At 72.6% G+C, this 25,167-nt stretch carries 21 protein-coding genes; 3 read left to right on the forward strand and 18 right to left on the reverse strand.

What is annotated here, in order from left to right; translation table 11 throughout:
• Window positions 1-74: 74 nt before the first annotated feature.
• Both cofC and NHL53_RS00795 read left to right on the forward strand, forming a co-directional pair.
• On the forward strand, window positions 75-689 hold the full coding sequence (cofC, locus tag NHL53_RS00790) for a 2-phospho-L-lactate guanylyltransferase (protein WP_433774164.1): 615 nt from the start codon (window positions 75-77) through the stop codon (window positions 687-689).
• Window positions 690-1,219: 530 nt separating this feature from the next.
• Window positions 1,220-1,726, forward strand: coding sequence for a methylated-DNA--[protein]-cysteine S-methyltransferase (locus NHL53_RS00795; RefSeq protein ID WP_433774166.1), 507 nt, complete (start codon window positions 1,220-1,222; stop codon window positions 1,724-1,726).
• Window positions 1,727-1,832: 106 nt separating this feature from the next.
• Here the strand turns inward: NHL53_RS00795 and hemL are convergent, their stop codons facing one another.
• The 13 genes from hemL to NHL53_RS00860 form a co-directional block, all read right to left on the reverse strand.
• Entirely contained in the window at window positions 1,833-3,152 is a 1,320-nt protein-coding gene (gene hemL, locus NHL53_RS00800; protein WP_433774168.1) for a glutamate-1-semialdehyde 2,1-aminomutase, read from the reverse strand.
• Window positions 3,153-3,155: 3 nt separating this feature from the next.
• Window positions 3,156-4,337, reverse strand: coding sequence for an MFS transporter (locus NHL53_RS00805; RefSeq protein WP_433774170.1), 1,182 nt, complete (start codon window positions 4,335-4,337; stop codon window positions 3,156-3,158).
• Window positions 4,334-4,993, reverse strand: coding sequence for a GntR family transcriptional regulator (locus tag NHL53_RS00810; RefSeq protein ID WP_433774172.1), 660 nt, complete (start codon window positions 4,991-4,993; stop codon window positions 4,334-4,336). Before NHL53_RS00810 ends, NHL53_RS00805 begins: the two co-directional genes overlap by 4 nt.
• A 133-nt stretch (window positions 4,994-5,126) precedes the next feature.
• Entirely contained in the window at window positions 5,127-6,110 is a 984-nt protein-coding gene (hemB, locus tag NHL53_RS00815) for a porphobilinogen synthase (RefSeq protein WP_433774174.1), read from the reverse strand.
• A complete protein-coding gene (locus NHL53_RS00820; RefSeq protein WP_433774176.1) occupies window positions 6,107-6,961 on the reverse strand; it encodes a uroporphyrinogen-III synthase in 855 nt (284 codons plus the stop codon). Before NHL53_RS00820 ends, hemB begins: the two co-directional genes overlap by 4 nt.
• Complete coding sequence (gene hemC, locus NHL53_RS00825; RefSeq protein ID WP_433774178.1) at window positions 6,958-7,989, reverse strand: hydroxymethylbilane synthase; 1,032 nt, start codon at window positions 7,987-7,989, stop codon at window positions 6,958-6,960. The genes NHL53_RS00820 and hemC overlap by 4 nt, the downstream gene beginning before the upstream one ends.
• Window positions 7,990-7,997: 8 nt before the next feature.
• Window positions 7,998-8,675 (reverse strand): hydrogen peroxide-dependent heme synthase, encoded by a 678-nt coding sequence (hemQ, locus tag NHL53_RS00830; RefSeq protein ID WP_433774180.1) that lies wholly within the window; start codon window positions 8,673-8,675, stop codon window positions 7,998-8,000.
• Window positions 8,676-8,990: 315 nt separating this feature from the next.
• Complete coding sequence (locus NHL53_RS00835) at window positions 8,991-9,257, reverse strand: hypothetical protein (RefSeq protein WP_433774182.1); 267 nt, start codon at window positions 9,255-9,257, stop codon at window positions 8,991-8,993.
• A complete protein-coding gene (locus NHL53_RS00840; protein WP_433774184.1) occupies window positions 9,247-9,672 on the reverse strand; it encodes a phage holin family protein in 426 nt (141 codons plus the stop codon). Before NHL53_RS00840 ends, NHL53_RS00835 begins: the two co-directional genes overlap by 11 nt.
• Window positions 9,672-9,989 (reverse strand): hypothetical protein, encoded by a 318-nt coding sequence (locus NHL53_RS00845; RefSeq protein ID WP_433774186.1) that lies wholly within the window; start codon window positions 9,987-9,989, stop codon window positions 9,672-9,674. Before NHL53_RS00845 ends, NHL53_RS00840 begins: the two co-directional genes overlap by 1 nt.
• A gap of 93 nt (window positions 9,990-10,082) precedes the next feature.
• Window positions 10,083-11,813 (reverse strand): protoporphyrinogen/coproporphyrinogen oxidase, encoded by a 1,731-nt coding sequence (locus NHL53_RS00850; protein WP_433774188.1) that lies wholly within the window; start codon window positions 11,811-11,813, stop codon window positions 10,083-10,085.
• Window positions 11,810-12,853, reverse strand: a complete 1,044-nt coding sequence (gene hemE / locus NHL53_RS00855; protein WP_433774190.1) for a uroporphyrinogen decarboxylase — start codon at window positions 12,851-12,853, stop codon at window positions 11,810-11,812. Before hemE ends, NHL53_RS00850 begins: the two co-directional genes overlap by 4 nt.
• A gap of 356 nt (window positions 12,854-13,209) precedes the next feature.
• Window positions 13,210-14,283: an AI-2E family transporter gene (locus NHL53_RS00860; protein WP_433774192.1), complete on the reverse strand. Its 1,074-nt coding sequence runs from the start codon at window positions 14,281-14,283 to the stop codon at window positions 13,210-13,212.
• Between the two features lie 197 nt (window positions 14,284-14,480).
• Here NHL53_RS00860 and NHL53_RS00865 point away from each other — a divergent pair, with 197 nt between their 5' ends.
• Window positions 14,481-17,891, forward strand: a complete 3,411-nt coding sequence (locus NHL53_RS00865) for a sugar-binding protein (RefSeq protein ID WP_433774194.1) — start codon at window positions 14,481-14,483, stop codon at window positions 17,889-17,891.
• A gap of 208 nt (window positions 17,892-18,099) precedes the next feature.
• Here NHL53_RS00865 and NHL53_RS00870 read toward each other — a convergent pair whose 3' ends face one another.
• The 5 genes from NHL53_RS00870 to NHL53_RS00890 are packed head-to-tail and all read right to left on the reverse strand — an operon-like array spanning window position 18,100 to window position 24,905.
• Complete coding sequence (locus NHL53_RS00870; RefSeq protein WP_433774196.1) at window positions 18,100-19,701, reverse strand: gamma-glutamyltransferase; 1,602 nt, start codon at window positions 19,699-19,701, stop codon at window positions 18,100-18,102.
• Between the two features lie 31 nt (window positions 19,702-19,732).
• Window positions 19,733-21,442, reverse strand: coding sequence for a dipeptide ABC transporter ATP-binding protein (locus tag NHL53_RS00875; RefSeq protein WP_433774428.1), 1,710 nt, complete (start codon window positions 21,440-21,442; stop codon window positions 19,733-19,735).
• A gap of 2 nt (window positions 21,443-21,444) precedes the next feature.
• Window positions 21,445-22,338: an ABC transporter permease gene (locus tag NHL53_RS00880; RefSeq protein ID WP_433774198.1), complete on the reverse strand. Its 894-nt coding sequence runs from the start codon at window positions 22,336-22,338 to the stop codon at window positions 21,445-21,447.
• A 5-nt stretch (window positions 22,339-22,343) separates the two neighbouring features.
• Window positions 22,344-23,300 carry an ABC transporter permease gene (locus NHL53_RS00885; RefSeq protein WP_433774200.1) on the reverse strand — a complete coding sequence of 319 codons (957 nt, stop codon included), beginning with the start codon at window positions 23,298-23,300 and terminating at the stop codon, window positions 22,344-22,346.
• Between the two features lie 42 nt (window positions 23,301-23,342).
• Window positions 23,343-24,905: an ABC transporter substrate-binding protein gene (locus NHL53_RS00890; RefSeq protein WP_433774202.1), complete on the reverse strand. Its 1,563-nt coding sequence runs from the start codon at window positions 24,903-24,905 to the stop codon at window positions 23,343-23,345.
• Window positions 24,906-25,167: the final 262 nt, after the last annotated feature.

Raw genomic sequence — 25,167 nt, forward strand, 5'->3', positions numbered from 1 at the left:
GGATCCGCGTGCGGCATGGCGGATCCGGGCGCGTGCGGTTCTCGTCGACGCCCGGAAGGTGGTGAAATGGGATCGTGAGCGTGCACTGGTCGGTCATCGTGCCCATCAAGACGACGAGCCTCGGCAAGTCGCGACTCGAGGGAACCGGCACGGAGCGGCCGGCCCTCGCCCTCGCGATCGCCCTCGACACGGTCGAGGCCGCCGCCCGCGCGGAGCGCGTGCGCGAGGTGATCGCCGTCACGTCCGACACCGACGTGCAGGCGGGCGTCGACGCCATCGACGGAGCCCGCTGGATCCCGGATCCCGGCATGGGCCTCAACGGCGCGGTGCGCGCGGGGCTCGAGCACGCCGCGGGCGACGCCCGCGCGGCGCTGCTCGGCGACCTGCCGGCGCTGACGCCCTCCGATCTCGACGCGGCCCTCGACGCCGCCGCCCGCCACGAGCGGGCCTTCGTCTCGGACGCCGAGCGGGCGGGATCCACCCTCGTCGCGTGGAGCGCGCCCGCGACGTACGAGGCGCGCTTCGGCGCCGGGTCGGCCCAGGCGCACGCCGAGGCCGGATTCGTGCCGCTCGACGTGCCGCTCGCGTCGACCGTGCGCCGCGACGCCGACACGCTCGAGCAGCTGCGCGCCTGCGCCGACCTCGGTCTCGGCCCCCGCACCCGCGCGCTCCTCGCCGCGAGCGCCTGAGCCGCGGCGCCCTCAGGACCTCCCCGGGTACGCGAAACGGTCGCGGGTCCGGGCAGCAAAGGTGCGAATCCCCGACCCGACGCCCGCTGGGCCTCGCCGAGTATGAGAAACGGTCGCGAACCCGGGCGGCACGGGTGCGTTTCCCCGACTCGGAGCCCTCTGGGCCTCGCCGAGTAGGCGAAACGGTCACGGATCCGGGCGGCACGGGGAGGTGAAACGGTCACGCGAACGACCCGAGACACACGGTCCACCGACGTGAGGCCGCCGGACGCACCCGGGTATGCGAAACGGTCGCCGATCCGGGCGTCAGGGATGCGATTCCCCGACTCGACGCCCGCCACCGCGCTCCGGGTATGCGAAACGGTCGCGGATCCGGGTCGCACGGGTGCGATTCCTCGACTCGGAGCAACGGGGGGGGCACGCTCGGGGAGGTGAAACGGTCGCGCGAACGACCCGAAGCGCATGTCTCGCCCCCTCCGGCGACGCGACCGCGCGCGCGTGCCCGCGCTCCCCGCGTACGCTCGACGACCATGGGCTACCGCTACACCGTCACGGCCACGTCCCTCGGCGCGGCGGTCGCGGTGTTCGCGGACGACGACCGGCTCGTCGCCCTCGGCACCGCGGAGGATCCGCTGTGGGTCGTGGAGGCCGTCGCGCGGGAGCTGCGGGGCGACCTCCGGGCGGAGAGCGCCGACATCGCGGGCCTCGGCCGGCAGCTCCGCGAGTTCCTCGCCGGATCCCGGCGCGCGTTCGACGTCGAGATCGACTGGCGGCTGTCGCAGGGGTTCGCGCGGGACGCGCTGCAGGCCGTCGCAGAGATCCCGTACGGCGAGACCGCGAGCTACGGCGACGTCGCCGCCATGGCAGGAAGGCCGCGCGCGGCGCGCGCAGTCGGCACCGCATGCCGCCTGACGCCGCTCACGCTCGTCGTCCCGGTGCACCGGGTGATCCGATCCGACGGATCCCTGGGCGAGTACGGCGGGCGCGAGGACGTCAAGCGGATGCTCATCGACCTCGAGCGGGGCGCGCGCGACTGACCGCGATCAGCGGAACGCGGTGCGCACGAGATCGGCGACCCGCGCGAGCGTGTCCTCGTCGATCTCGTCGAGGTACCACGCGCAGGGGCGCAGCACGCTGCCGGACTCAGGTGGTCGCGGCGGCGGCCGCCTTCGCCGCAGCGGGCAGCGCGTCGACGATGCGCGCGAGCGCGGCCTCGTCGTGGGCGGCGGTGAGGAACCACGCCTCGAAGACGCTCGGCGGCAGGTTGACGCCCGCGTCGAGCATCGCGTGGAAGAACGGCGCGTAGCGGAACGCCTCCTGCGTCTTCCCCTCGGCGTAGTCGCGGGGCGCGGTCTCGAGGAACGCGAGGCCGAAGAGCGTGCCGACCCGGGGGATCGCGTGCGCGACGCCCTCCGCGGCGAGCGCCGCCCCCAGCGCCGACGTCACGACGTCGGCGGCGCGTCCGATGTGCGCGTAGACCTCGGGGGTCGCGAGCTCGAGCGTGGCGATGCCCGCCGCGACCGACAGCGGGTTCCCCGACAGGGTGCCCGCCTGGTAGACCGGGCCGGTGGGGGCGAGCTGCTCCATGACGGCGCGCTTCCCGCCGAGCGCCGCGAGGGGCATCCCGCCGCCGATGACCTTGCCGAAGGTGATGAGATCGGGCTCGTAGCGCTCCCCCGCCTCGACCTGCAGCCCCCAGTTCCCGGCGGGGTGCACGCGGAATCCGGTGAGCACCTCGTCGACGATGAGCAGGGCTCCGGATCCGTGGGCGATCTCCGCGAGGCCCGCGTTGAAGCCACGCGGCGGCTCGACGACGCCCATGTTCGCGGGGGCGGACTCGACGATGATCGCGGCGATGCGGTCGCCGTGCTCCCGGAAGACCTCGCGCACGGCGTCGAGGTCGCCGTAGGGCACGACGAGCGTCTCGGCGGCGACGGCGGCGGGGACGCCCGCCGTGCCGGGCAGCGCGAGGGTCGCGACGCCGGATCCCGCGGCCGCGAGCAGCCCGTCGGAGTGACCGTGGTAGTTGCCGTCGAACTTCACGAGCAGGTCGCGCGCCGTGACGCCGCGGGCGAGGCGGATCGCGGTCATCGTCGCCTCGGTGCCGGTGGAGACGAGGCGCACTTCCTCGATGGGCCGGAGCCCTCCGGCCTGCACCCGCTCGGCGATGAGCTCGGCGAGGCGCACCTCGCCCTCCGTCGGGGCGCCGAACGAGAGGCCCTTCGCGGCGGCGTCCTGCACGGCGGCGACCACCTGCGGGTGCGCGTGTCCGAGCAGGGCGGGGCCCCAGCTGGCGACCAGGTCGACGTACTCGCGCCCGGTCGCGTCGACGACGTGCGGTCCGTGCGCGCTGTCGAGGAACCGCGGGGTGCCGCCCACCGATCCGAAGGCCCGAACGGGCGAGTTGACGCCGCCGGGGATCACGTCGCGGGCACGGGCGAACAGGTCGTCATTGCGGTCCATGGGTCAATTCTCTCGCGTGCGCCTGAGCCCCGTCGACACGATCGCCAGGCACACGACGCACACGGCCGCGACGACGACGAGGCTCGCACCGTACGAGATGACGGGCAGGATCGCGGCGAGGAGCGTCGGCAGGAGGAAGCCGACGTAGGTGAGCGCGTAGTACACGCCCGTGATCCCCGCGAGGTCGCGCGGCGTCGCGAGCGACTGCGCGACCACGAGGCCCGACACGACGCACACGCCGTACGACGCCCCGAGCACCGCGGCGACGGCGAAGGCGAGCGCGGGATCCCCCACCTCGGCCGACACGGCGGCGAGGGCCATGCCGATCACCATGCCGACGAGTCCGACGAGGAGGGCGCGGCCGCGGGTGACGCGGTTGATCCACGGCACGAGCGCCTGGAATACGGCGCCCACGCCGAGCGTGATGACGGTCAGCACGGTCGCGTACAGCGTCGTCGCGTCGCCGAGCCGGTGCTCGACCACGCTCGGCATCACCGCGTACGCGACGCCCGCCGCCGCGAACACCCACGGCGCGGCGGGCAGCACGACCCGCCGGAAGATGCGATGCCCCGCGGTGGGGACCGCGAGATCTCGCCACCAGGGCGACGTCGAGCGGCGCGACGCCGGCAGCGATTCGGGCGCGCGGGCCAGCGCCACGGCGGCCACGACGCACAGCGCGAGGTGCACGACGTACGGCAGCTCGGCGGGGATCGGCCCCCACTGGGCGAGGAGCCCCGTCACGCCCGCGCCGATGCCGAAGCCGAGCGTCAGGGTCATGGAGGATCGCCGCGCACCCGCCGTCGGCGACGGCTCCATGCGGGAGAGCTCCTTGATCCAGCTGGATCCGACCGACATGGCGACGCCCACGCCGATGCCGGCCAGCACGCGCCCGACGCAGAGGGTGACGATCGACCTCAGCCCCATCGCGAGCAGCACCGAGGCGAGCGCGGCGGAGACGAGGCCGATCGCCGCGGCCTTCTTGCGGCCGTGCTGATCCGAAAAGGCGCCCGCGACGAGCAGGCCGGGGATCAGCCCGACGACGTACATGCCGAGCAGCAGGTTCACCTGCCACGGGGCGTACCCGCCGAGCACCTCGTAGAGGTGCAGCAGCGGCGTGAAGTGGTTGCCGCCCCACGCGAGCACGAAGACGCTCGGCGCGGCTAGCAGCCAGGATCGGCGGCTCACTCCGCGACCGCGTAGCCGGAGTGCCCGGCGTCGAGGTGATCGGCGATGAGCCGGCGGAACCGCTCGGGATCCTGCTCGCGGATCGCAGCGGCGAGCGCCACGTGCTCGTCGCGCAGGCGGGCGAGGTCGGAGGTCGCGCCCGCAAGCCGAGTGAGCCGGAACATACGCGGCGCGAGCATGCGCGAGATCTCGGCGACCACGCGATTGTCGTCGTGCCCCACGATCGCGAGGTGAAAGGCGTAGTCGAGCTCGGCGAAGGCCGGCGGATCCGCCAGCGCCGCCGACTGCGCGGCCAGGTTCTCGTCGAGCACCGCGAGCAGCCGGGCCCGGTCGTCGCCGGCCGTCGCGAGGTACGTCGCCGCGTTGCCCTCGAACATCGAGCGCACGGCGAGCAGCTCGCGGCGCTCGCGCGCGCTCGGGTTCGTGACGACCGCGCCCTTCTTCGGCACGAGCCGCACGAGGCCCCACCGTTCGAGCCGCAGCATCGCCTCGCGGGCCGGCGTGCGGCTGGCATCGTGCTCGGCGGCGACCTCGACCTCGGTCAGGATCGCCCCCGGCTCGATCTCGCCGTCGGCGATGCGCTTCGCGACGCGGCCGGCGATGCGCTCGGCGATCGGTCGCGGTTCCGGTCCGGTGTTCCAGGGAAGGTCGATCACCCGTTCACCCTACATGCATTCAGTGATGCATGCATTATGGCGATGCAGGATGCCTCCGTCGAGCGACTATGACATCGGCGAGTGACCACGGAATCTCGTGGTCACTCGCCGATTCGATGGTCGCTCGGAGGCGTTACAGCGCCTCGCGCAGCCAGCCCGCCGCTTCGACGGCCCAGTACGTGAGGATCGCGTCGGCGCCCGCTCGACGGATGCCCAGCAGCGACTCCGTGATGGCGGCGCGGCGGTCGATCCAGCCGTTCTGCGCAGCGGCCTCGATCATCGAGTACTCGCCGGACACCTGATACGCCCAGACGGGCACATCGACGGCCGCGCGCACGTCCGCGAGCACGTCGAGATAGGGCAGGGCGGGCTTCACCATCACGACGTCGGCGCCCTCCTCGACATCGAGCAGCGCCTCCCGCACCCCCTCCCGCGCGTTCGCGGGATCCATCTGGTAGGTGCGGCGGTCGCCGGACAGCTGCGAGTCGACGGCCTCGCGGAAGGGCCCGTAGAACGCGCCGGCGTACTTCGCCGAATAGGCGAGGATCAGCGTCTCCGAGAAGCCCGCGTCGTCGAGCGCCTCGCGCACCGCCTCGACCTGGCCGTCCATCATGCCGCTCAGGCCGAGCAGCTGCGCGCCCGCGCGAGCCTGCGCGACGCCCATCGCCGCATAGCGCTCGAGGGTCGCGTCGTTGTCGACGGACCCGTCCCCAGCCAGCACTCCGCAGTGGCCGTGGTCGGTGAACTCGTCGAGGCACAGGTCGGTCTGCACGACGAGCGCGTCTCCGACCTCCTCCGCCACCGCCGCGGTCGCGACGTTGAGGATCCCGTCCGGATCGTCGGCCCCCGACCCCACCGCGTCGCGCACGGCGGGCACGCCGAACAGCATGATGCCGCCGATGCCCGCCTCCGCGGCGTCCGCCGCCGCGCGCCGCAGCGAGTCGAGCGTGTGCTGCCGCTGGCCGGGCATCGACGTGATCGGCCGCGGCTCGTCGATGCCCTCGCGCACGAACGCCGGCAGCACGAGCTGCGACGGAACGAGGTGGTTCTCGCGGGCCAGGCGGCGCACCGCCGGCGACTGGCGCAGACGGCGGGGGCGGTGGGTCGGGAAGCTCACTCGGGATCCTCCTCGTCGTCTTCGAGCGACGACAGGTCGAGAACGCCGGTCGGCGGCACGGCGAGCGCAGCCGGGGTCGGCGGGGGGACGGGGATGCCGGCGAGCGCGTCGATGAGCGAATCGACCGTGCGCCGCGGGGCCACGACGTGGATCGGCAGGCTCATGTCCTCGGCGTCGCTCGCCGTGCGCGGGCCGATCGCCGCGATGACCGTGCGATCCGGGATGTCGGAGAACTGCTCGCGCACCTGACGAGCCACGGATCCGCTCGTCACGAGGATCGCGTTGATGCGTCCGTTGCCCACGTCCCGCGCCGCGCGATCGGTCGCGGGCACTCCGACGGTGCGGTACGCGACGACGCTCGTGACGTCGTGCCCCGCCTCGGAGAGCCGCGTCGTGAGGACCGGCTTCGCGATCTCGCTGCGCAGGGTGAGGATCCGCCGCGGCTCGGGCTCGCGCGCGATGAGATCCGCCGACAGCCCGACGGCGGAGTTGTCGCGCTCGGGCACGAGGTCGACCGGGTAGCCGACCGCCTTGAGGGCGGCGGCCGTCGTCTCGCCGACGGCCGCGACCCTCGTCGTCTCCGGGATCTTCGCGCGGTACGAGAACAGCACGTCCACCGTCGTCGCGCTCGTGACCGTCAGCCACGCGAACCGGCCCTCCGCGAGCTCGGCGAGCGCGCTCTCGAGCGTCGCCGCGTCCTCGGAGGGGGCGAAGTTGATGAGTGGGGAGACGACCGGGACGGCGCCCTTCGCGCGCAGGGTCGCCGCGACGCTGTCGCCCCAGGGACCGCCCCGGGGGACGAGGACGCGCCAGCCGCTGAGGGGTTTGTCGGTCTTGGCTTCCGCAGTCATGTCGTGGGGGCCTCTCTTCTCACGATGTCGGCCGCCCCGTCGTCCAGCAGCCGACGCGCGAGATCGAGTCCGATCTCGCTGGCGCGGGCCGCGAGACCCGTGCCGTCGACAGCCGCACCGCTGCCACGACGCACAATATACCCCTCGACCAGATCGCGCAGGTCGGGGATCCGCTCCCGTCGCTCGGCGACGATCGTCGTCTCGCCGTCGCCGTAGACGACGGCCTGCGCACGCAGCTCGTCGTCCTCCACGCGGGCGTGCGCGCCGACGGGCGCGTGGCAGCCCGCCTCGATGCCGCCGAGCACCGCGCGCTCGATGTCGACCGCGAACCGGGTGAGCGGGTCGTCGAGCCGGGCGATCCACGCCGCGAGCTCCGGATCCGCGTCGGCGCGCGTCTCGACGGCGAGCGCCGCCTGCCCCGCCGCGGTCGGCCAGGAGCCGAGGTCGCGCGGCTCGGCGCGCAGATCGCCGAGCGTCGATGCGCCCTCGTCGGAGGCGTCGACGCGTCCGAGCCCCGCCGCCGCGAGCACGACCGCGTCGAGCTCGCCCGAGCGCACCCGGCCCATGCGCGAGTCGATGTTGCCGCGCAGATCGTGCGTCCGGACGCCGGGGTTCGCCCGGCGCACCTGGGCGATGCGCCGCGGGGATCCCGTGCCGATCCGCGCGCCGGCCGGCATCTCGCCGAGCGGGGCGCCGTCGCGGGTGATGACGACGTCGCGGGCGTCCGCGCGCACGGGCGTCGCCGCGATGACGAGCCCGGGCGGCTGGGCGACGGGAAGATCCTTGAGGGAGTGCACGAGCAGGTCGCACTCGCCGACGAGAAGCGCCTCGCGCAGCCGCGTCGCGAACACGCCCGTGCCGCCGAGCGACGCGAGCGAGGCGCGGCTCGTGTCGCCCTCGGAGACGATCTCGACGAGCTCGACCGGACGCCCGGAGACGCGCTCGAGATCGCGGGCGACCATGCCGGCCTGCGCGGTCGCGAGACGGCTGCGCCGGGTGCCGAGGCGGATCGAGGAGGGGGAGGTCATCGCGCGCCCTACGCCAGCACCTCGGGGATCTCCTCGACCGGGATCCTCCGCCCCGTGTGGAACGGCACCTCCTCGCGCACGTGGAGGCGGGCCTCCGTGTAGCGCAGCTCGCGCATCATGTCGACGAGGTCGGTCAGCGAGTCGGACTCCATCGGGAGCATCCACTCGTAGTCGTTCAGCGCGAACGTCGCCATGGTGTTCGCCACGACGCTCGTGAACGCGGCGCCCTTGCGGCCGTGGTCCGCCAGCATCTTCCGGCGCTCGTCGTCCTCCAGCAGGTACCACTCGTAGCTGCGCACGAACGGGTACACGACCAGCCACTCGCGGGCGTGCTCTCCGCGCAGGTAGCCGGGCACGTGGCGGCGGTTGAACTCGGCGTCGCGGTGCACGGCCATGCCGCTCCAGGACGGCAGGAGGCTCGCGAGCGTCGCGGTGCGACGCAGACGGCGCGTGGCGCGCTGGAGGTCCTCGGGCACGGATCCGTGGATCCAGATCATGAGGTCGGCGTCAGCGCGCATCGCGCTCACGTCGTAGAAACCGCGCACCGTCACGCCCTCGGACTCGAGCTGGGCGACCAGCTGCGCGAGCTCCGTCGTGTCGGTCTCGGTCACGGGGCGGTGGGGATCCCGCCGCCAGACGGTCCAGAGGCTGAAGTTGTCACCTGGAGGAGTATCCGAATCGACCATGAACCCATCTTCCTCCTGTCGCGTGCGTTGGGCCAATCCAGGGGGCGCCTTCCGGTGCGCGGCGCCTCGGGGCGTTCCGCTGCGCTGCCCGCCGGCGTCGTCGCCGGGGCGTCTGAGTATGCGAGAAGCACGCGGATCGGAGGAGCCGGCGCCGCGTCGGGTGTGCGAAACGCACCTGGGAGCACGCCGGATCCGTGCGATTCTGCGACCCGGGCGCGCGCGGCGGGTCGTGCTCGAGCGTGGGCCCGCCGCCGAACCCCTCCGCACGCGAACGGCGCCCTCCCGGATCAGGGAGGGCGCCGTCGATGCGCGCGGTCAGCGGGAGAGGAGGCGGGCGACGCCCCACACCGCGCAGCCCGTCGCCGAGGCGAGCGTGATGATGCCGGCGAGCGCGACGACCGGACGGCGGTCGGCGAGACGACGCGCGTTCCGCACCGCCTTGTCGGTCGCGCGGCCGATGCGCTTGGGGATGTTCGACTTCTCCTCGATCGCCGCGAGCGCCGCCTTGAGCTCGACGCGGGCCAGCTCGACCGGGTCCGAGATGCCGCTCGGGACGACGGTGGGGCTCTGCTCAGTACTCATCCGCGAACTCCTTCACGATCGCCGCGTCGGCCTTCGCCGCCGCCATCGGGCTCTCGATCTGCCCGATGCGCCGGAACCGGCGGAACCACGCGTAGACGAACGCGACGAGCGCGAGCACCAGCCCGATGCCGAACACGATCGCCGCGGACGCGACGAGCGGCAGCCAGATGTCGAGCAGGATGATGAGGAAGGCGAGGAACGCCGGGATCATCCAGAACACGAAGAACAGGCCGATGATCACGGCGACCGCGCCGATGCCGCCGTGCTTGGCGACCTGCGCGATGTACTTCTTGACCGCGTCGAGCTCGGCGACGATGAGGTTCTTGACGAGCTGCGGCACATCGCCGATGAGTGACAGGAGGCTGTCGTCGGCGCGGTCGCGCAGCGGGGAGCGCTGCTCGTGCGGACCGGCCATCAGTCGGCCGCCTTCTTCACGTCGTCAGCGGCGCGCGCCGTCGACTCGAGGCCCGCGTCGAGCTTCTGCCCGGGGGTGCCCTCGGTCGACGAGACCGTCTGCACGACCTTCTTGACGCCCTTCCACGCGATGCGCGGCACGGCCAGCGCGCCCGTGGCGGCGAGGTCCTTCACCCGGCCGACCTGCTTCTGCACCGGCTCGAGCTCCCACACCTTCTGGGCCTGCTCCTTGATCTGCTCGTACCGCGCGCGGCCCGCGCGCGTGCCGAGCACGTATCCGACGCCCAGGCCGACGACCAGCCCGATCTTTCCCCGCATGGGAGTCCCCTCACGTTGGTGGATTCAGCTCTCGCGGTGTCCAGGCTATCCGCGTATTCCCGATTTGGCATCCGCGCCGGCCGCGCGGCGGCCTCACTCGTCCGCGTCGTCGGCGAAGAGAAGGGCCCGGCGCACGCGCTCCGCCTCGCGGGCCGCGTCGGGGACCACCTGCGCGAGCCCCGTGCCGGCGAGCCAGGCGCCGACGGCTCCGATGCCCGGGATCTCCCGGATCGCGTCGCGCGCCCGCGCGGTCGCCTCCGCGTGCCCCTGGGTCGCGGCGGGCTGGGACTGCGAGAAGCGCTCGCGGCGCGCGCCGAGCACCTGTCCCGGAGCGATGTCGACCCCGAGCAGGGCCGACGCCTCCTCGCGCGCGAGGTCGGCGACCTGCGCCTCGTCGAGGCCCTCCATCGCCGGAGCCTCGGCGGCGGTGCCGAAGGACACGCGCACGACGTGCGCACCCGGATCCGCCGCGTCGGCGACCCACTGCCACTTCGCCGTCGCGTGCGTGAGGGCCTTCGCCCGGAAGGATCCGGGAACCGTCAGCACCCCCGTTCCGCGGGGCTTCCGATCGAGCGCGGGCGCGGACACCACGAGCGTGACGACGTCGACGACGGGTCCGGGATGCGGCGGCTCGGCCGCGAGGGCGGAACCCGACAGCGGCGCGAGCAGGCGCCGCGCCGGCCCCTCCTCCGTGGCGACGACGACCGCGTCGGCCTCGAGGGTCGCGAACGCGGGTGCGGGGGTCTCGCCGGCCGGGTTCGCGGATCCGTCGCCCCAGTCGGCGGCACCGGATCCCGCGTCGTCGCCGACAGCGGTCGCGCCCGGATCGGATCCGTCGGATGCGCCGGATCCCGCGTCGGCCGCGGCGCCGAGCGCGCGTCCCGTGGACGCGTCCCCGGCCGCGCGCGGCTCCTCGCCCGGCTCGGCGACGGGCCGCGCGTCGGCGGATCCGTCCGCGCCCTCCGCGGGCGCGTCGATCACGACCCGCCAGGGGCGCGCGTCGGCGGCGTCCGGCGCCTCCTCGATGGCGCGCGCGGGCGTGCCGAGGCGCACCTCGACGCCCCGCTCGGCGAGCGCCTCGACGAGGGCGTCGACGAGGCGGCCCATGCCGCCGCGCAACCCCTTCACGGCGCCGCCCGGGGCGGTGCGCCGCGCCTCCGCGAGGTCGAGCACGGCGCCCGTGAGGGATCCCGCGCGCGTGAGCGCCTGGTTGAGGCCGGGCGCCGCGACGTCGGGGTCGATGCTCTCCGGCGCCGCGGAGTAGACCCCCGTCGTCACGGGCGCGACGAGCCGGTCGAGCACGCGGCGGCCGAGCCGGCTCGCGACGAGGTGGCCGAGCGAGCGGTCGTGCCCGATCGTGAGCACGGGGCGCAGCCGGTCGAGATAGGCGCGCCAGGCGCCCGCGGTGCCGATGATCCGGCGCACGTCCGGGGCGAAGGGGGTGCCGGGGATCCCCAGCACGCCGCCCGCGGGCAGGGGCGCCGCGCCGACGCCGGGCACGCCCGCGACCCACGCGCCGCCCGCACCGGTGCCCGGCGCGACGACCTCGTCCGACAGGCCGAGCTCCTCGACGAGCGCCGCGACGTGGCCGCCGCGGGTGGCGAAGCTCTCGGCACCGAGGTCGAGCGTCAGCCCCGCGACCTCGCCCGAGCGGATCGCGCCACCCGCCCGCTCGGCCGCCTCGACGACCGTGACGCCCATGCCGAGCTTCGCGAACTCGAGCGCCGCGACGAGGCCGCCGATGCCCGCACCCACGACGACGACGCGGGTCTCGGCCGCGCGCTCGTGCAGCGCGACGAGATCCGGGGTCTTCTCGTCGGTCATGCGCGGATCGAGTGGACGAGCTCGACGATGCGCGTGAGCACGGTCGGGTCGGTCTCGGGGGGCACGCCGTGGCCGAGGTTCACGATGTGGGCGCGGGCCGCGCGGCCCCGCTCGACGACGTCGCGCACGTGCTGCTCGAGCACGGGCCACGGCGCCTGCAGCATCGCCGGGTCGATGTTGCCCTGCAGCGTCGTGCCGGGGCCCGCGACGCCCGCCGCCTCGTCGAGCGGCAGGCGCCAGTCCACGCCGACCGCGTCGGCGATGCCGTCGAGGCGCATGTCGCCGAGGAAGGGGCCCGTGCCGACGCCGAAGTGGATCCGCGGCACGCTCGTCACGGATCCGAGGGCGCTCGCGGAGTGCGGCCGCACGAAGCGCCGGTAGTCGGCGGGGGCGAGGGATCCAGCCCACGAGTCGAAGAGCTGCACGGCCGAGGCGCCGGCCTCGATCTGTGCGCCGAGGAACGCCGCGGACACGTCGGCGAGCCAGCCCGCGAGGCGGTTCCACGCGTCGGGGTCGGCGTGCATCATGGCGCGGGCGCGCAGGTGCTCCTTCGAGGGACCGCCCTCGATGAGGTAGGCCGCGAGCGTGAACGGCGCGCCCGCGAAGCCGATGAGCGGCACGCCCTGCGGCGCGAGCTCGGCGACGGTGAGGCGCACGGCCTCGCGGATCGGCTCGGCCGCCGCCGCGACCTCCTCGGGCGCGATCGCCGTGACGCGGTCGACGTCGGCCGTCGTGCGCACGGGATCCGAGAACACGGGACCGCGGCCGGGGACGATCTCGACGTCGAGGCCCGCGAGGCGCAGCGGCACGACGATGTCGCTGAAGAAGATGCCCGCGTCGACGCCGTGGCGCCGCACCGGCTGCAGGGTGATCTCGGCCGCCATCTCGGGGTTCAGGCAGGCGTCGAGCATCTGCGTGCCGACCCGCAGCTCGCGGTACTCCGGCAGGGAGCGGCCCGCCTGCCGCATGAACCAGACGGGGGTGGTCTCGGGGCGGTCGCCGCGCAGCGCGCGCAGGAGGGGAGCGTCGGTGAGGGCCATGCCCCCATCATCCCACCGGGCGGTCGTGTGAGGGCACGGCGAAGGTGCTCGCGAGCCCGGGCAGGGTGGGCCTGTCGAGCGGTCTCGATGCACGACGACGCCAGTTCTCGCCGCCGGGGGGATCAACCGGTTGCGGGGCGCATTCGCCCGCGGATCGACGTCGTCGTGCATCGGAGCTCGACCGCCCGCCCCGCAGCGCGCGAGTCGCCTCCCTCGCAAGCAGCCGCCCCACCATGCGAGTGGCGCAGAAACTCGCGAGTGGCGCAGGAATCAGGCCGAATATCTGCGCCGCTCGCGAAGATCTGCGCCGCTCGCGAGCCGGGGACGGCCTCCCGCCTCCGAGAGCGGCGGCCGCGTCAGCGGACGGCGGCCTTCGCCTCCGGCACCGCGTCGTCGTCGCCCGAGAGCCAGCGCAGCCAGCGGGCGTCGGGGTCCGACTCGAGCACGAGCGCCCGCACGAGGAGCGTGAGCGGGATCGAGAGGATCGCGCCGAGCGGGCCGATCACGAAGGTCCAGAACACGACCGAGAAGAAGCTCAGCGTGAGGGTCAGGCCCACCGCGTCGCTGACGAACTTCGGCTGGATGAGCACCTGCAGCGTGACGTTCGCGACGATGTAGACGATCACGACGATCACCGCCGTCACCCAGTCGTTCGTGACGAGGGCGAGCACCGCGGGCGGCACGAGGCCGAGCACGAAGCCGATGTTCGGCACGAAGTTCGTGACGAACGACAGGATCGCCCACACGATCGGCGCGGGCACGTCGAGCAGGTACAGCGCGACGCCGTCGATGATCGCGACGAGGATTCCGAACGACGCGTTCACGACGAAGTAGCGCCTGACGCCCGCGCAGTAGGAGCGCATGCGATCCATGACGGGGCGGATCCGCCGCCCGAACACCTGCTCGGCTCGCCCGTAGCGCCCCGTGTCGACGCCCATGAAGATCACGTACGCGAGGACGAAGAAGAAGGCCATGCCGACGCTGAGGGTGCTCGACGAGAGCGTGGTCACCCAGCTGATGATGTTCGACGTGCTGAAGATCGACGACAGCTGGCTGCCGATCATCGCGCTCACGCCCATCTCCTCGAGCCAGGCCGAGATGTCGAGCGTCAGGCGCGTGAACTCCGGCATGAGGCTCGTGACGAGCCGCACGAACTCGGCGATCGCCCACGTGAGCAGCAGGGCGAGGATCGCGACGACGACGTACGACAGCAGGATGACCGCCGTGCTGCCCAGCCAGCGGGGCGCGCCGCGGCGCACGAGCGCCGGCCCGATCGGATAGCAGATGATGACGATCACGGCGGCGATCGCGAGGGGTCCGAAGACGCCGCGCGACAGCCAGAGACCGCCCAGCACGACGACCGCCGCGGAGAGGACGAGCAGGATCCGCAGAGCCGGCGGGATGCTCGCGCGTGCGCGTTCGGAAGTCATCACGCCAGCGTAAAACGTCGCGCGCGGGTGGCGGAGGGGGATAACCGGAGAAATCAGGCGCCGCAGGAACGGGATCCGCATCCATGCGCATTCATGCTCGCAAACGCGCGAAACTGCTTGTTTATATGTCCGGACCTGGCTACGTTGGGCGCACGGTCGCCGCACCGGAGAGCGGCCGCGAACAAGGAGCCTTCCCCATGACGCGCAGACGAAGTGTCCGTCCGCTGCTCGCGTCGCTGCTCGCCGCCGGACTGATCGTCACCCCGACGACCGGCATGGCGGCGACAGCCGACGAGCCGCCGCCCCTCGAGATCGGCGAGGGGGTGAACTCCAACGAGACGCCACGCGAGAAGATCGACGTGATGGGCATCTGGGCCCACCCCGACGACGACGCGGGCTTCACCACGCCCTGCGGCGTCTGGAACGACCTCTACGACGTGAAGTGCGGCATCATCATGGCCACGCGCGGCGAGGGCGGATCCAACTCGGTCGGCAGCGAAGCCGGGCCGGACCTCGGGATCCGTCGCGAGAACGAGGACCGCACCTCCCACGTGCGCTCGGGCACGGTCGACATCTTCAACCTCGACCGCGTCGACTTCTACTACAACACCTCCGCGCCGCTGACGGCCGAGGTCTGGGACGCCGACGAGACCCTCCGCCGCACGGTGCGGATCATCCGCGAGACGCAGCCGGAGATCCTCGTCGGGTGGACCCCGTCGCTCGACTCGGGCCACGGCAACCACCAGTACGCGCAGGGACGCATGGTGTGGGAGGCCGCCGCCGCGGCCGCCGACCCGTCGATGTACCCCGAGCAGCTCGAGGGCCTCGGCGCGGTCGAGCCGTGGCAGGTGAAGCGGATCCTCTCGCAGGGGTACTTCGGCGACACCGGCGGCGAGGGCGGCACGGCAGGCCCCGGCTGCAACACCGGATTCATGCCTGCCGCCGACAACCCGCACACCGTGCTCGGCACGTGGACCGGCTACGACTCCCCCTACACGTGGGCCGAGGGCAACCTCGCGGGCCAGGAGGCGGGATCCGCGAAGACCTGGGCGCAGGTCGGCCGCGAGGGCGGCCGCGCGCACCCGACGCAGGCGCGCTCGATGGTCACCGAGACGGTCGAGCCCGACTGCCTGCGCTTCGGCGTCTCGTGGTCGGCTGCCCCCATGCAGCCGAACGGCTCGGACGGCGCCGGCCTCGACGAGGCCGTGCTGCACGGGGCCGTGCTGCCCGACCCGGGCGGGCTCCCGCTCGGGTCGCTGTTCACGGTCGAGCCCGACGACAACTTCGTCGCCGCGGGCGAGCCGTTCGAGGTGACGGTCGGCATCCGCTCCGGCGAGGGCGACCTCGCGGGCGGCGACGTCGCGCTCGACGTGCCCGAGGGCTGGGACGTGAGCGAGGCCGTGAGCCTCGACCAGGTGCCCGCGAGCGACACGGCGGAGGCCGTGTTCACCGTCACCCCCGACGCCGACGCGGACACCACGCGCTACCGGATCGGGGCGACCTTCTCGGGCGACGACGCGACCGCGTACAACGACATGCGCGTCGACCTCGTGCCGCCCGTGGACGGGCGCTTCCAGCGCACCGGCATCCAGGCCGAGTACGAGGAGTGGATAGAGCGCACCGGCGCCTACATCGGCGGCACGTCCGACGCGATCGCGACGGTCGGCGCCGGCGAGACGATCACCGTCCCCGTCGAGGTGACCAACCGCTCGGCGGACGCGCAGACGGCCACCGCGGCGCTCACCGCGCCGGAGGGCTTCTCGCTCGCCGACGACGCTCTCGAGACGGACCCGATCGCCCCCGGCGAGACGGCGACCGTCACGTTCGAGCTCACCCACGCGGATCCGACGGATCCGGGCGGCAGGATCGAGAACGTGAGCCTCGCGACGGCATCGGACGTCGGCTCCTCGACCGAGAGCCTGAACCTCTACGTGGTGCCGACCACGACGATCCCGCAGCTCGACGCGGCGCCCGAGATCGACGGCGCCGTCGACGACGCCTACACGGGCGACCCGATCGACATCGGCCGCGTGTGGGAGGGAGACGCGTGCGAGCCCGACGGCACGGACTGCGGCGAAGGCAGCACCGCGACCCTCGGCTGGCATGACGACGCCCTCTACGTGCACTCGCGCGTGATCGACGACACGGCGAGCGCCGCCGCGACGCCCGATCGGTGCTTCGGCCACTGGCTCGTCGACTCGGTCGAGCTGCTGCTGGATCCGCGCGGGAACTCGGTCGACACGTCGACGACGTTCAAGCTCGGCATGTTCCCCTTCACGGACGACCCCGACGGCGCGAACGGCAACGGGCCGGACGGACCGTGCTGGTCGCGCGACGCGGACAACCACCAGGGCTTCTCGACCGGTCCGCTCGCGGACACGGTGGAGAACGCCCCGAACGCCCCCGGCGTCGAGGTCGCCGTGCAGGCGGCCCGCGGCGAGGACGGCTCGTTCGAGGGCGGCGCGTACGACGTCGAGGTGAAGATCCCGCTCGACGCGCTTCCCGCCGCGGTCGGCCCGACGAGCCCGGCGCCCACGGGCGACGCGGCGACGAACACCGTGGATCCCGAGTACCTCGGGCTGAACGTGACGCCGTACGACTCGGACACGCAGGACTTCATCGGCAAGACGCGCACCGCGTGGTCGCCGTTCGGCAGTCAGCAGTCGGAGCCGCACCGCTGGGGTCACGCGTACCTCGACGGGTACGAGCCGCCGGCCGACCGTTCGACGGAGGCGCCGGACGCGATCATCCCCGACACCGCGCTGCAGGGCGTGGACTCGCCGCAGACCGTCTACCAGTCGGCCGCGCGCGGCGGGACGATCTCGGGCGTGCAGCCGAGCGAGCAGCTCGCGATCGGCGATGTGGCGCTGACCGATGCCGGGGTGACCGTGCCCTACGAGGCCGCGGTCGACGGCGCGCTCGACGTGTTCGTCTGGTCGGGCGACCCGCGGTTCGTGCCCGTCTGGACATCGAGCTGCGAGGGCGACCCGTACGGGTTCGAGGCGTGCTCGCCGGACGACGGCAAGGCCCCAGCGTGGGCCCCCGACATGGGCGGCCGTCTCGTCGCCCAGGGTGCGGCGGACGTGTCGGGATCCGGCGCGGTCGACGTGGCCCTCGACGGGGACGCGCTCGCGCGCCTCGCCGGCGGCGCCGCGGAGGAGAGCGCCTACGTGCTCGTGTCGTACGCCGAGGCGGGACACGACAACGGCGACGGCGTCGCCGCGTGGGCGTTCCCGATCCAGGTCGGCTCGGATGAGCCCGGCGAGGACGGCGAGAACGGCGAGAACGGCGAGGACGGCGAGGACGGCGAGAACGCCGAGGACGCGGGCGAAGCCGCGGAGTCCGGCGAGGCCGGGGAGTCGGCGGAGGCCGGCGAGAGCGCCGACGACGCGGGCGAAGCCGCGGAGTCGGGCGACGACGCCGGCGCCTCGGACGATCAGGGCGAGGCCGGAGACGACGCAGCGGGGCCCGGGGAGGATTCCGCTGACGACGGCGGCGACCTCAGCCCGACCGGCGGCGACGTCCTGTGGCCGCTCGGGATCGGCGCCGCGCTGCTGCTCCTCGCGGGGTCGGCCGTGCTGATCGCACGCCAGCGCCGCAGGGTCTGAGCGCCCCTCACGCGGATGCCCGCCGGAGCAGATGCTCCGGCGGGCATCCGCCGTTCCGGGGCGCTCTTCCGGATCCACCAGTCTGGGTCGCCATGAAACGCCGCCCCACGCGTCGGCGAGGCGGCGTTTCATGGCGACCCCTGCGGGAGAGCGCGACCATGCGGGAGGGCAGCACGTCGCCCCGCCCGCCGGAGGCAGAACATGACGCTCAGGCGGCGACGGCGGTCCCCATCCGGCGCGGGTCGCCGCACGAGCGCATGACGCCCGATGCCGGATCGACGGTAATGCCGTCGAAGTTGCCCGTCATCGAGTTCCAGGGGCCGATCTCGCGCGTCCACAGGCGGTTGCGCTCCGCCCAGCCCCGCACCTCGCGCAGCACCGGCTCTGCGAAGCCCGACTCGATCGTCGTGCCCGGCACCCACCCGCGCGCGGGATCGTGCGGGCGCGCGCCGAAGCGCGGCTCGGCGACGCTCTGCTCGATCGTCATCCCGAAATCGACGAGGTTGACGAGGTTCTGCAGCACGCACGCGACCAGCGACACCGACGGCGATCCCGACGCGATGACGGGCTCGCCGTCGCGGAGCACCATGCTGGGCGCGAGGTAGATCGTCGCTCGCTCGCCCGGCTGCGGCATGACGCGCTGGAAGAACGACCCGCCGCCGGCGAGCTGGAAGCCCTCGGCGTACAGGCCGTTCACCCACGGCGACGCCATGTGCGAGTGGGTGAGCGTCGCCACGTTGCGGTCGGCGTCGACGACGGAGATGTGGATCGTCCCCGGGCTCGGCGGAGTGTCGGACGCGGGACGGGCGAGGGCGTCGAGCACCTCGAAGCGCCGACGCGCGGTGTCCTTCGACAGGAGCGCGTCCATGATCCGCTCGCTCTCGCGGAACCGCTTCTCCCGAGGGGCCGCGTAGTAGACCGCGTTGTGCGCGGCGATCAGGGCACAGAGGGTGCGCGGCGACTGGCTGGCCGGGCCGAGCGCGGCGAGATCCAGGTTCTCCAGGATGTTGAGCGCCTCGACCAGCTGCAGCCCGCCGTCGTCCGGCGGGGCGGATCCCACGACCTCGAGCCCCCGATAGGTGCCGCGCACCGGGTCCGCCCACTCCGCGCGATAGGCCTCGAAGTCCGCCGGCGCGATCACCCCGCCGTCCGCGTCGCTCGCCGCGCAGAAGGCCCGAGCGAAGTCGCCGAGGTAGTAGCTCATGCCCTCGTCGCGCAGGCGCTCCAGAGTGCGCGCGACGCGCTCCTGCACGAGCGCCTGCCCCGGCCCGATGAGCGAGCCGTCGCGGAAGAACATCTCGCGCGACTGCGGGTTGCGGCCGAGGTTCTCGCGCGCGCCGTACATCTCGCCGAAGAGGTACGGCGACACCGCGAAGCCCTCGCGCGCCACGTCGATGGCCGGTTCGAGCAGACGGGCGAGCGACAGCGATCCGAACCGCTCATGGGCGGCCAGGAAGGCGGGCCACCACCCGGGAACGGGCACACCGCGCGCGCGGGTGAGGTCCGCGCCGCCAAAGTCGGGCAGCCCGGCGAGCGGGGCGTTGATGTTGCCGGAGAGGTACGAGGCCTCCCCCGACGCCGCCTCCCGATACACGAGCGAGATGCCGCCCGTGAGCGACGTCATGTGCGGCTCGGTGACGAGCTGCGTCGCGGCGACCGTGAGCACGGCGTCCAGCGCGTTCCCGCCGTCGCGCAGCGCGCGAGCGCCGGCCTCGACGGCGATGGGCTCGGAGCTCACCACCATCCCGCCCGTGCCCGTGGCGACCTGCTTGGCGCCGTAGCGCCCGGGCGTCGCGTACTCGTTCCTCACCGGTCTCTCCTCTTCTTCCGCCGGGCCCCGGCTACGATGCCTGCGCGAGGTCGCGCCGCGCGCGCGGCGCGACCGGATCCGGCACGGGGATCGCTCCGAGGAGCGTCTTCGTGTAGTCGGACGTCGGCCTGCTGAGCACCTGCGACGTGGGCCCGGTCTCGACCACCTGTCCGTCCTTCATGACGAGCACGCGGTCGGAGATGGTCGACACCACGTACAGGTCGTGGCTGATGAACACGCAGGCGAAGTCGTGCTCCTCCTGCAGGCGTGCGAGGAGGTCGAGCACCTTCACCTGCACCGTGACATCGAGGGCCGACGTCGGCTCGTCCGCGATGAGCACGTCCGGACGATGCGAGACGGCGCGGGCAATCGCGACGCGCTGGCGCTGCCCACCGGAGAGCTGATGCCGACGGCGGTCGACCCACGAGGCGTCCAGGTCGACATCCTCCAGCAGCTCCGCCGCCCGCCGGCGCAGCTCGCGGGCGTCTCGCACCGTCCCGCTGCGCCAGAGCGGCTCCGTCACGATCCGCCAGAGCGGGAGGCTCGGATCCAGCGACGAGGTCGGATCCTGGAAGACGAACCCGATCCGCGATAGCGTCCGGCGACGCTCGCGACGCGACTGCCCGACCATGTCGACGCCGCTGAGCGTGATCGCCCCGGCCGTGATGGGTGTGAGGCCGAGGATCGACCGCGCGATCGTGGACTTGCCGGATCCCGACTCGCCCACGATGCCGAGGGTCTCGCCGCGCGCGACCTCGAGGGCCGCCCCCCGGACGGCGACCTTGCCCTGCGCTCCGCGGCGCTTCCCGGCCCGGCCGCGATGCGGGTACTGGACCGTGAGGTTGCTGGTGGTGAGGGTGGCCGGCTTCACCGTCGCGCCGCCGGTGTCAGGGGCGTTCCCGGCCGCGTCGGCCGCCGCGTCCTCGTCGTCCTTCGCGCTGTGCAGAGACCGGGCCGCTCCGAGGAGCATCTGGGTGTACTCGTGCTGCGGATCGGCGAAGATCGAGAAGACGTCGCCCGTCTCGACGACCTCGCCGTGCCGCATGACGACGACCGCGTCGGCGATGTCAGCGACCACGCCCATGTCGTGGGTCACGAAGATCATCGACATCTCCTCCTGCTCGACGAGCTGGCGGAACATCGTGAGCACCTGCCGCTGGGTCGTGACGTCGAGCGCGGTCGTCGGCTCGTCGGCGATGAGGAGCTTCGGCTTCCAGGCGACCGCGCCCGCGGCCATGACGCGCTGACGCTGGCCGCCCGAGAGCTGGTGCGGGTAGCGGCGCAGCAGCCCCTCCTGGGAGCGGAGGCCGACCGCGGCGAGCAGCTCCTCCGGCGTGCGCGCCCGGGAGCGATTCTCAGGGCTCAGGTGCGCGCCGATCGCCTCCTCGAGGAAGTCTCCGATCGTGTGCAGCGGATTCAGGGCGGTCATCGGCTCCTGGTAGACGCACGCGATCTCGGATCCGCGGTACCGCTCCATCTCGCGATCGGGCAGGTCCACGAGCTCGGTGCCCTCGAAGCGGATCGACCCGCGCGCGACGCCCCCGGGCGGCAGGAGCCGAGGAACGGCCATGGCGCTCATCGACTTGCCCGCTCCGGACTCGCCGACGAGGGCGACGACCTTGCCCTTCGGCACCTCGAAGCTCGCCCCGTGGACGACCTCGACGCCCGAGACCTCGATGCGCAGATCGGACACGCTCAGAAGCGGCGCGAGCCCGGCGGGGCTCTTCATCTCGTCGTCCATGGTCACGCACTCACCTTCTGAATCGACTGCACGCGGGCGCGCCCGCGGCGACGGGACCGGCCTTCGCCGCGCGGGTCCAGGAGATCGCGGACCCAGTCGGCCACGTATCCGAAGACCACGAGCAGCAGCACGAGGACGATGCTCGGGATGAGCAGCTGCCACGGGCTCTGCATGACGTACTGCTGCCCCGTCGCGATCATGAGGCCGAGTGACGGCTCCGGGGGCGTGATCCCGAGGCCGAGGAAGCTCAGCCCGGATTCGAGGCCCACGGCGAGCGCGAGCGTCACGAACGCCTGCGCGAGGACGAGGGGGCCGACGCCGCGCAGCAGCGGACCGCGGATGATCTGCCAGCGCGTGCCTCCCGCGAGCTCGGCCGCCTCCACGTAGAGGGAGCTCCGCAGCGACAGGACCTCGCCGTAGACGAGGCGCGCGAACGCCGGGAAGAACACCAGGCCGCAGACGACGGCGACCGTCACGTTGCCCGCCCCGTACAGCGAGACGATGAGCATCGCGAAGACGAGGGTCGGGATCGCCAGGATGATCTCGACGAACCGCATGAGCAGGAGGTCGGCGATCCCGCGGAAGTACGCGGCCAGGATCCCGATGAGCGTTCCGACGACGCCTGCGAGCAGCGTGCCGGCGGCGCACACGATGAGCTCGGTCCGCAGCCCGAAGACGAGGCGCGCGAACGCGTCGCGGCCGAGGTTGTCGGTGCCGAGCGGGTGATCGGGGGTGAAGGCCGGTGCGAACGCGTTCTGGACGTCCTGCGCGAACGGGCTGACGTCGGTGACGAGGGGATAGATGAAGATGAAGCAGATCACGAGGAACGTGACGCAGGTGGTGATGAACAGGCCGGGGCTCGACTTGCTCCGGAGGGAGCGGACGAGGTCGCGCATCGTGATCAGGCCTCCACTCGGGGGTCCAGGAACCGGTACAGCAGGTCGACGATGAGGTTCGACACGATGAAGACGATCGCGAAGACGATCACGATGCCCTGCACCAGGGGGTAGTCGCGCCCGTTGATGGCGTTCAGGAGGGTCAGCCCGACGCCCGGCCAGTTGAACACCTGCTCGACGAGCACGGTCGCGCCGAGCAGCGTTCCGAGCTGCAGGCCCGACACGGTGACGACCGGGTTCATCGCGTTGCGGAAGACGTGGCGGCGGAACACGCGGGGGCGCGACAGGCCCATCCCGCGCGCCGTGCGCACCCAGTCCTCGCGGCGCACCGCGAGGACCGAGGTGCGCGTGACGCGGCCGAGCATCGCCAGGAAGCCGAACGAGAGCGCGAGCCCTGGAAGGAACGCGTGCCAGAGGAAGGCGCCGAAGCCGTCCTGGATCGGGCTGAAGCCGAGGGAGGGGAACCAGCCGAGGATCACCCCGAAGACCAGCGCGAGGAAGATCGCGATGACGAACCCGGGCGTGGAGACCGCCACCGAGAGAACCCCGGAGAGGATGCGGTCGAGCACCCCGCCCGACCAGTTGCCGGAGATCGTCCCGAACGCGATGCCGACGACGAGACCGATGATCAGCGCGATGACCACGAGGACGATCGTGTTGCCGAACGGCGCCGCCATCACCTCCCCGACGGGGGAAGAGTAGCGGATCGAGCTCCCCAGGTCCCCCCGGAGGAGATCCCAGAGGTAGATCGCGTACTGCTCGACGAGCGGACGGTCGAGGCCGAGCTCGTTCTCGAGTGCCGCGATGGCGGCGGGGTTCGCTTCCCCGCCGCCGGCGCCGCCCTGCAGGATGATCGCCGCGGGGCCGCCCGGCACCGCGCGCAGCGCCAGGAAGACGGCCGTCACGACGCCCCAGATGGTGACGGCGCCGAGGCCGACGCGGACAAGGATGTATCGGATCATGGCGCACTCACTCGCATCGTGATCGATTCCGGCTCCCCGGGATCATTCCGACAGCTGGACGTTCTCGAAGCTGTACAGCGACGAGTAGTTCAACGCCCCGGAGAGCATCTCGAAGCCCTCGAGGGAGTCGACGTAGGCGAACGCCGTCGCGCCCTGGCCGGTCGTGATGAAGGGCACGTCCTCGAGGTAGATCTCGCCGAGCTCGTGGTAGATGGCCTCGCGCTCGGGGCCGTCGGGGGTCTGGGCGCCCTCCTTCAGCAGGTCCGCGTAGAGGTCCTGATCGATCCCGTAGCTGCGCACGAAGCTCGGCCCGCCGAGGAACGCTCCCGACAGCGCGGCCGGGTCGTTCATGGCGGCGGGCGGACCGCTGATGAGCAGGTCGTAGGATCCACTGTCGCCTCTCGTGATGAGGTTCGCGTAGTCGCCGGTCACGATCTCGACCTGGAGCCCGACCTCCTCGAGGTCGCTCTTGATGACCTGCGCGCGCTCCGTGTAGCCGAAGTACTGCGAGGTGGTGAGGAGGTCCAGGCTGAATCCGTCCTCGTATCCCGCCTCGGCCAGGAGCTCCCGGGCCTTCTCGGGGTCATGCGCGAAGTGGTTCGCTTGCTCCTCGTCGTAATAGGGGCTGTCCGCGGAGAGCGGCAGTCCGCCGCCCGCGGTCCCGTAGCCGAGCGTGCCGACCTCGTTCAGCGCCTCGGTGTCGATCGCGTACGCGAGCGCCTGCCGCACGGTCGGCTCGGCGAGCGGCCCTTCCTCGAGGTTGAGGAGCACGCCCCCGTAGAGCCCGGGCGCCGTGTCGAGGGTGACGCCGTCCGCGTTCTCCAGCGTCTCGTAGTCCGACGCGGGAACGTAATCGATGAACTGCACCTGACCGCTCGTGAGCGCCTTGACGCGCGTCTGCGCGTCGGGCATGAAGGTCATCTCGATCGTGTCGAGGCCCACCGCGTCGGCGTTGTAGAAGTCGGGGTTCGCCTCGAGTGTGAAGGACACGCCCTTGCTGTAGTCCGTGATCATGAACGGCCCGGCGCCGACGGGGGCGCCGCTCTCATCGAGCGGCTCCTCCGGGACGATGGCGGACAGCGGGTCGGCGAGGACGTTCGGGAACGCGGTCTGCGGCTCGGCGAGCGTCAGCACGACGGTCGTGTCGTCCGGCGTCTCGATCTCGGAGACGTTCGCGAACTCGCCCTGGTAGTTCGCGCCGTTCTCCTCGTTCGCGAAGTACTCGAACGTGCGCTTCACGTCGGCGGAGGTGAGGGGGTCGCCGTTCGAGAAGGCGAGGTCGGGGCGCAGGGTGAACGAGTAGGTGAGGCCGTCCTCCGACACCTCGTAGTCCGATGCGAGGGCAGGGGCCGGCTCGCCGTCGGCGTCGTACTGCAGGAGGCCGCGACGGACGAGGGCCGTCACCTCCTTCGCGGCGGACCCCTGGTCGACGCCGGTCTTGATGTCGGTCGGCTCGGCCGACAGGCCGTATTCGAGGGCGCGGTCCCCGGATCCGCCGCCGGTCGGCGCGGTGTCTGCGGCGCAGCCGGCGAGCGCGACGGTGAGGGTGGCAGCGGCCGTGAGCGCGACGGTGCGCATGCGGCGGGCTGTTGTGGTCTTCGACATGGATTCGATCCATTTCTCTCGGGCCGTGCTGGGGCGGAAGGGAGAAGGGGGTGTGCGTGCGGAGGGCACCCTGGGTGACCGACCGCCTCGTCACACGACTGCGGACGACGCGACCTGCACCACCCGTGTGGGAACGTTCCCTATTGGGGTTTTCCATACTCTCCCCCACGTTGGGAACGATGTCAATATCATGGGGGGAGTTTTCTCGGTCGGTAATCCAACCGTCATACGGGGCCAGAGCCGTTCGCTACGATGCGACGGA

This window comes from Microbacterium sp. gxy059, from assembly GCF_050958665.1.
Taxonomy (GTDB): Bacteria; Actinomycetota; Actinomycetes; order Actinomycetales; family Microbacteriaceae; genus Microbacterium.

Excerpts from the sequence above, each read along its gene's own strand:
- NHL53_RS00795 (WP_433774166.1), top strand. The coding sequence starts at position 1,220 with ATGGGCTACCGCTACACCGTCACGGCCACGTCCCTCGGCGCGGCGGTC.
- hemL (WP_433774168.1), bottom strand. The coding sequence starts at position 3,152 with ATGGACCGCAATGACGACCTGTTCGCCCGTGCCCGCGACGTGATCCCC.
- NHL53_RS00820 (WP_433774176.1), bottom strand. The coding sequence starts at position 6,961 with ATGACTGCGGAAGCCAAGACCGACAAACCCCTCAGCGGCTGGCGCGTC.
- hemC (WP_433774178.1), bottom strand. The coding sequence starts at position 7,989 with ATGACCTCCCCCTCCTCGATCCGCCTCGGCACCCGGCGCAGCCGTCTC.
- hemQ (WP_433774180.1), bottom strand. The coding sequence starts at position 8,675 with ATGGTCGATTCGGATACTCCTCCAGGTGACAACTTCAGCCTCTGGACC.
- NHL53_RS00835 (WP_433774182.1), bottom strand. The coding sequence starts at position 9,257 with ATGAGTACTGAGCAGAGCCCCACCGTCGTCCCGAGCGGCATCTCGGAC.
- NHL53_RS00840 (WP_433774184.1), bottom strand. The coding sequence starts at position 9,672 with ATGGCCGGTCCGCACGAGCAGCGCTCCCCGCTGCGCGACCGCGCCGAC.
- NHL53_RS00845 (WP_433774186.1), bottom strand. The coding sequence starts at position 9,989 with ATGCGGGGAAAGATCGGGCTGGTCGTCGGCCTGGGCGTCGGATACGTG.
- NHL53_RS00850 (WP_433774188.1), bottom strand. The coding sequence starts at position 11,813 with ATGACCGACGAGAAGACCCCGGATCTCGTCGCGCTGCACGAGCGCGCG.
- hemE (WP_433774190.1), bottom strand. The coding sequence starts at position 12,853 with ATGGCCCTCACCGACGCTCCCCTCCTGCGCGCGCTGCGCGGCGACCGC.
- NHL53_RS00860 (WP_433774192.1), bottom strand. The coding sequence starts at position 14,283 with ATGACTTCCGAACGCGCACGCGCGAGCATCCCGCCGGCTCTGCGGATC.
- NHL53_RS00865 (WP_433774194.1), top strand. The coding sequence starts at position 14,481 with ATGACGCGCAGACGAAGTGTCCGTCCGCTGCTCGCGTCGCTGCTCGCC.
- NHL53_RS00875 (WP_433774428.1), bottom strand. The coding sequence starts at position 21,442 with ATGGACGACGAGATGAAGAGCCCCGCCGGGCTCGCGCCGCTTCTGAGC.
- NHL53_RS00880 (WP_433774198.1), bottom strand. The coding sequence starts at position 22,338 with ATGCGCGACCTCGTCCGCTCCCTCCGGAGCAAGTCGAGCCCCGGCCTG.
- NHL53_RS00885 (WP_433774200.1), bottom strand. The coding sequence starts at position 23,300 with ATGATCCGATACATCCTTGTCCGCGTCGGCCTCGGCGCCGTCACCATC.
- NHL53_RS00890 (WP_433774202.1), bottom strand. The coding sequence starts at position 24,905 with ATGTCGAAGACCACAACAGCCCGCCGCATGCGCACCGTCGCGCTCACG.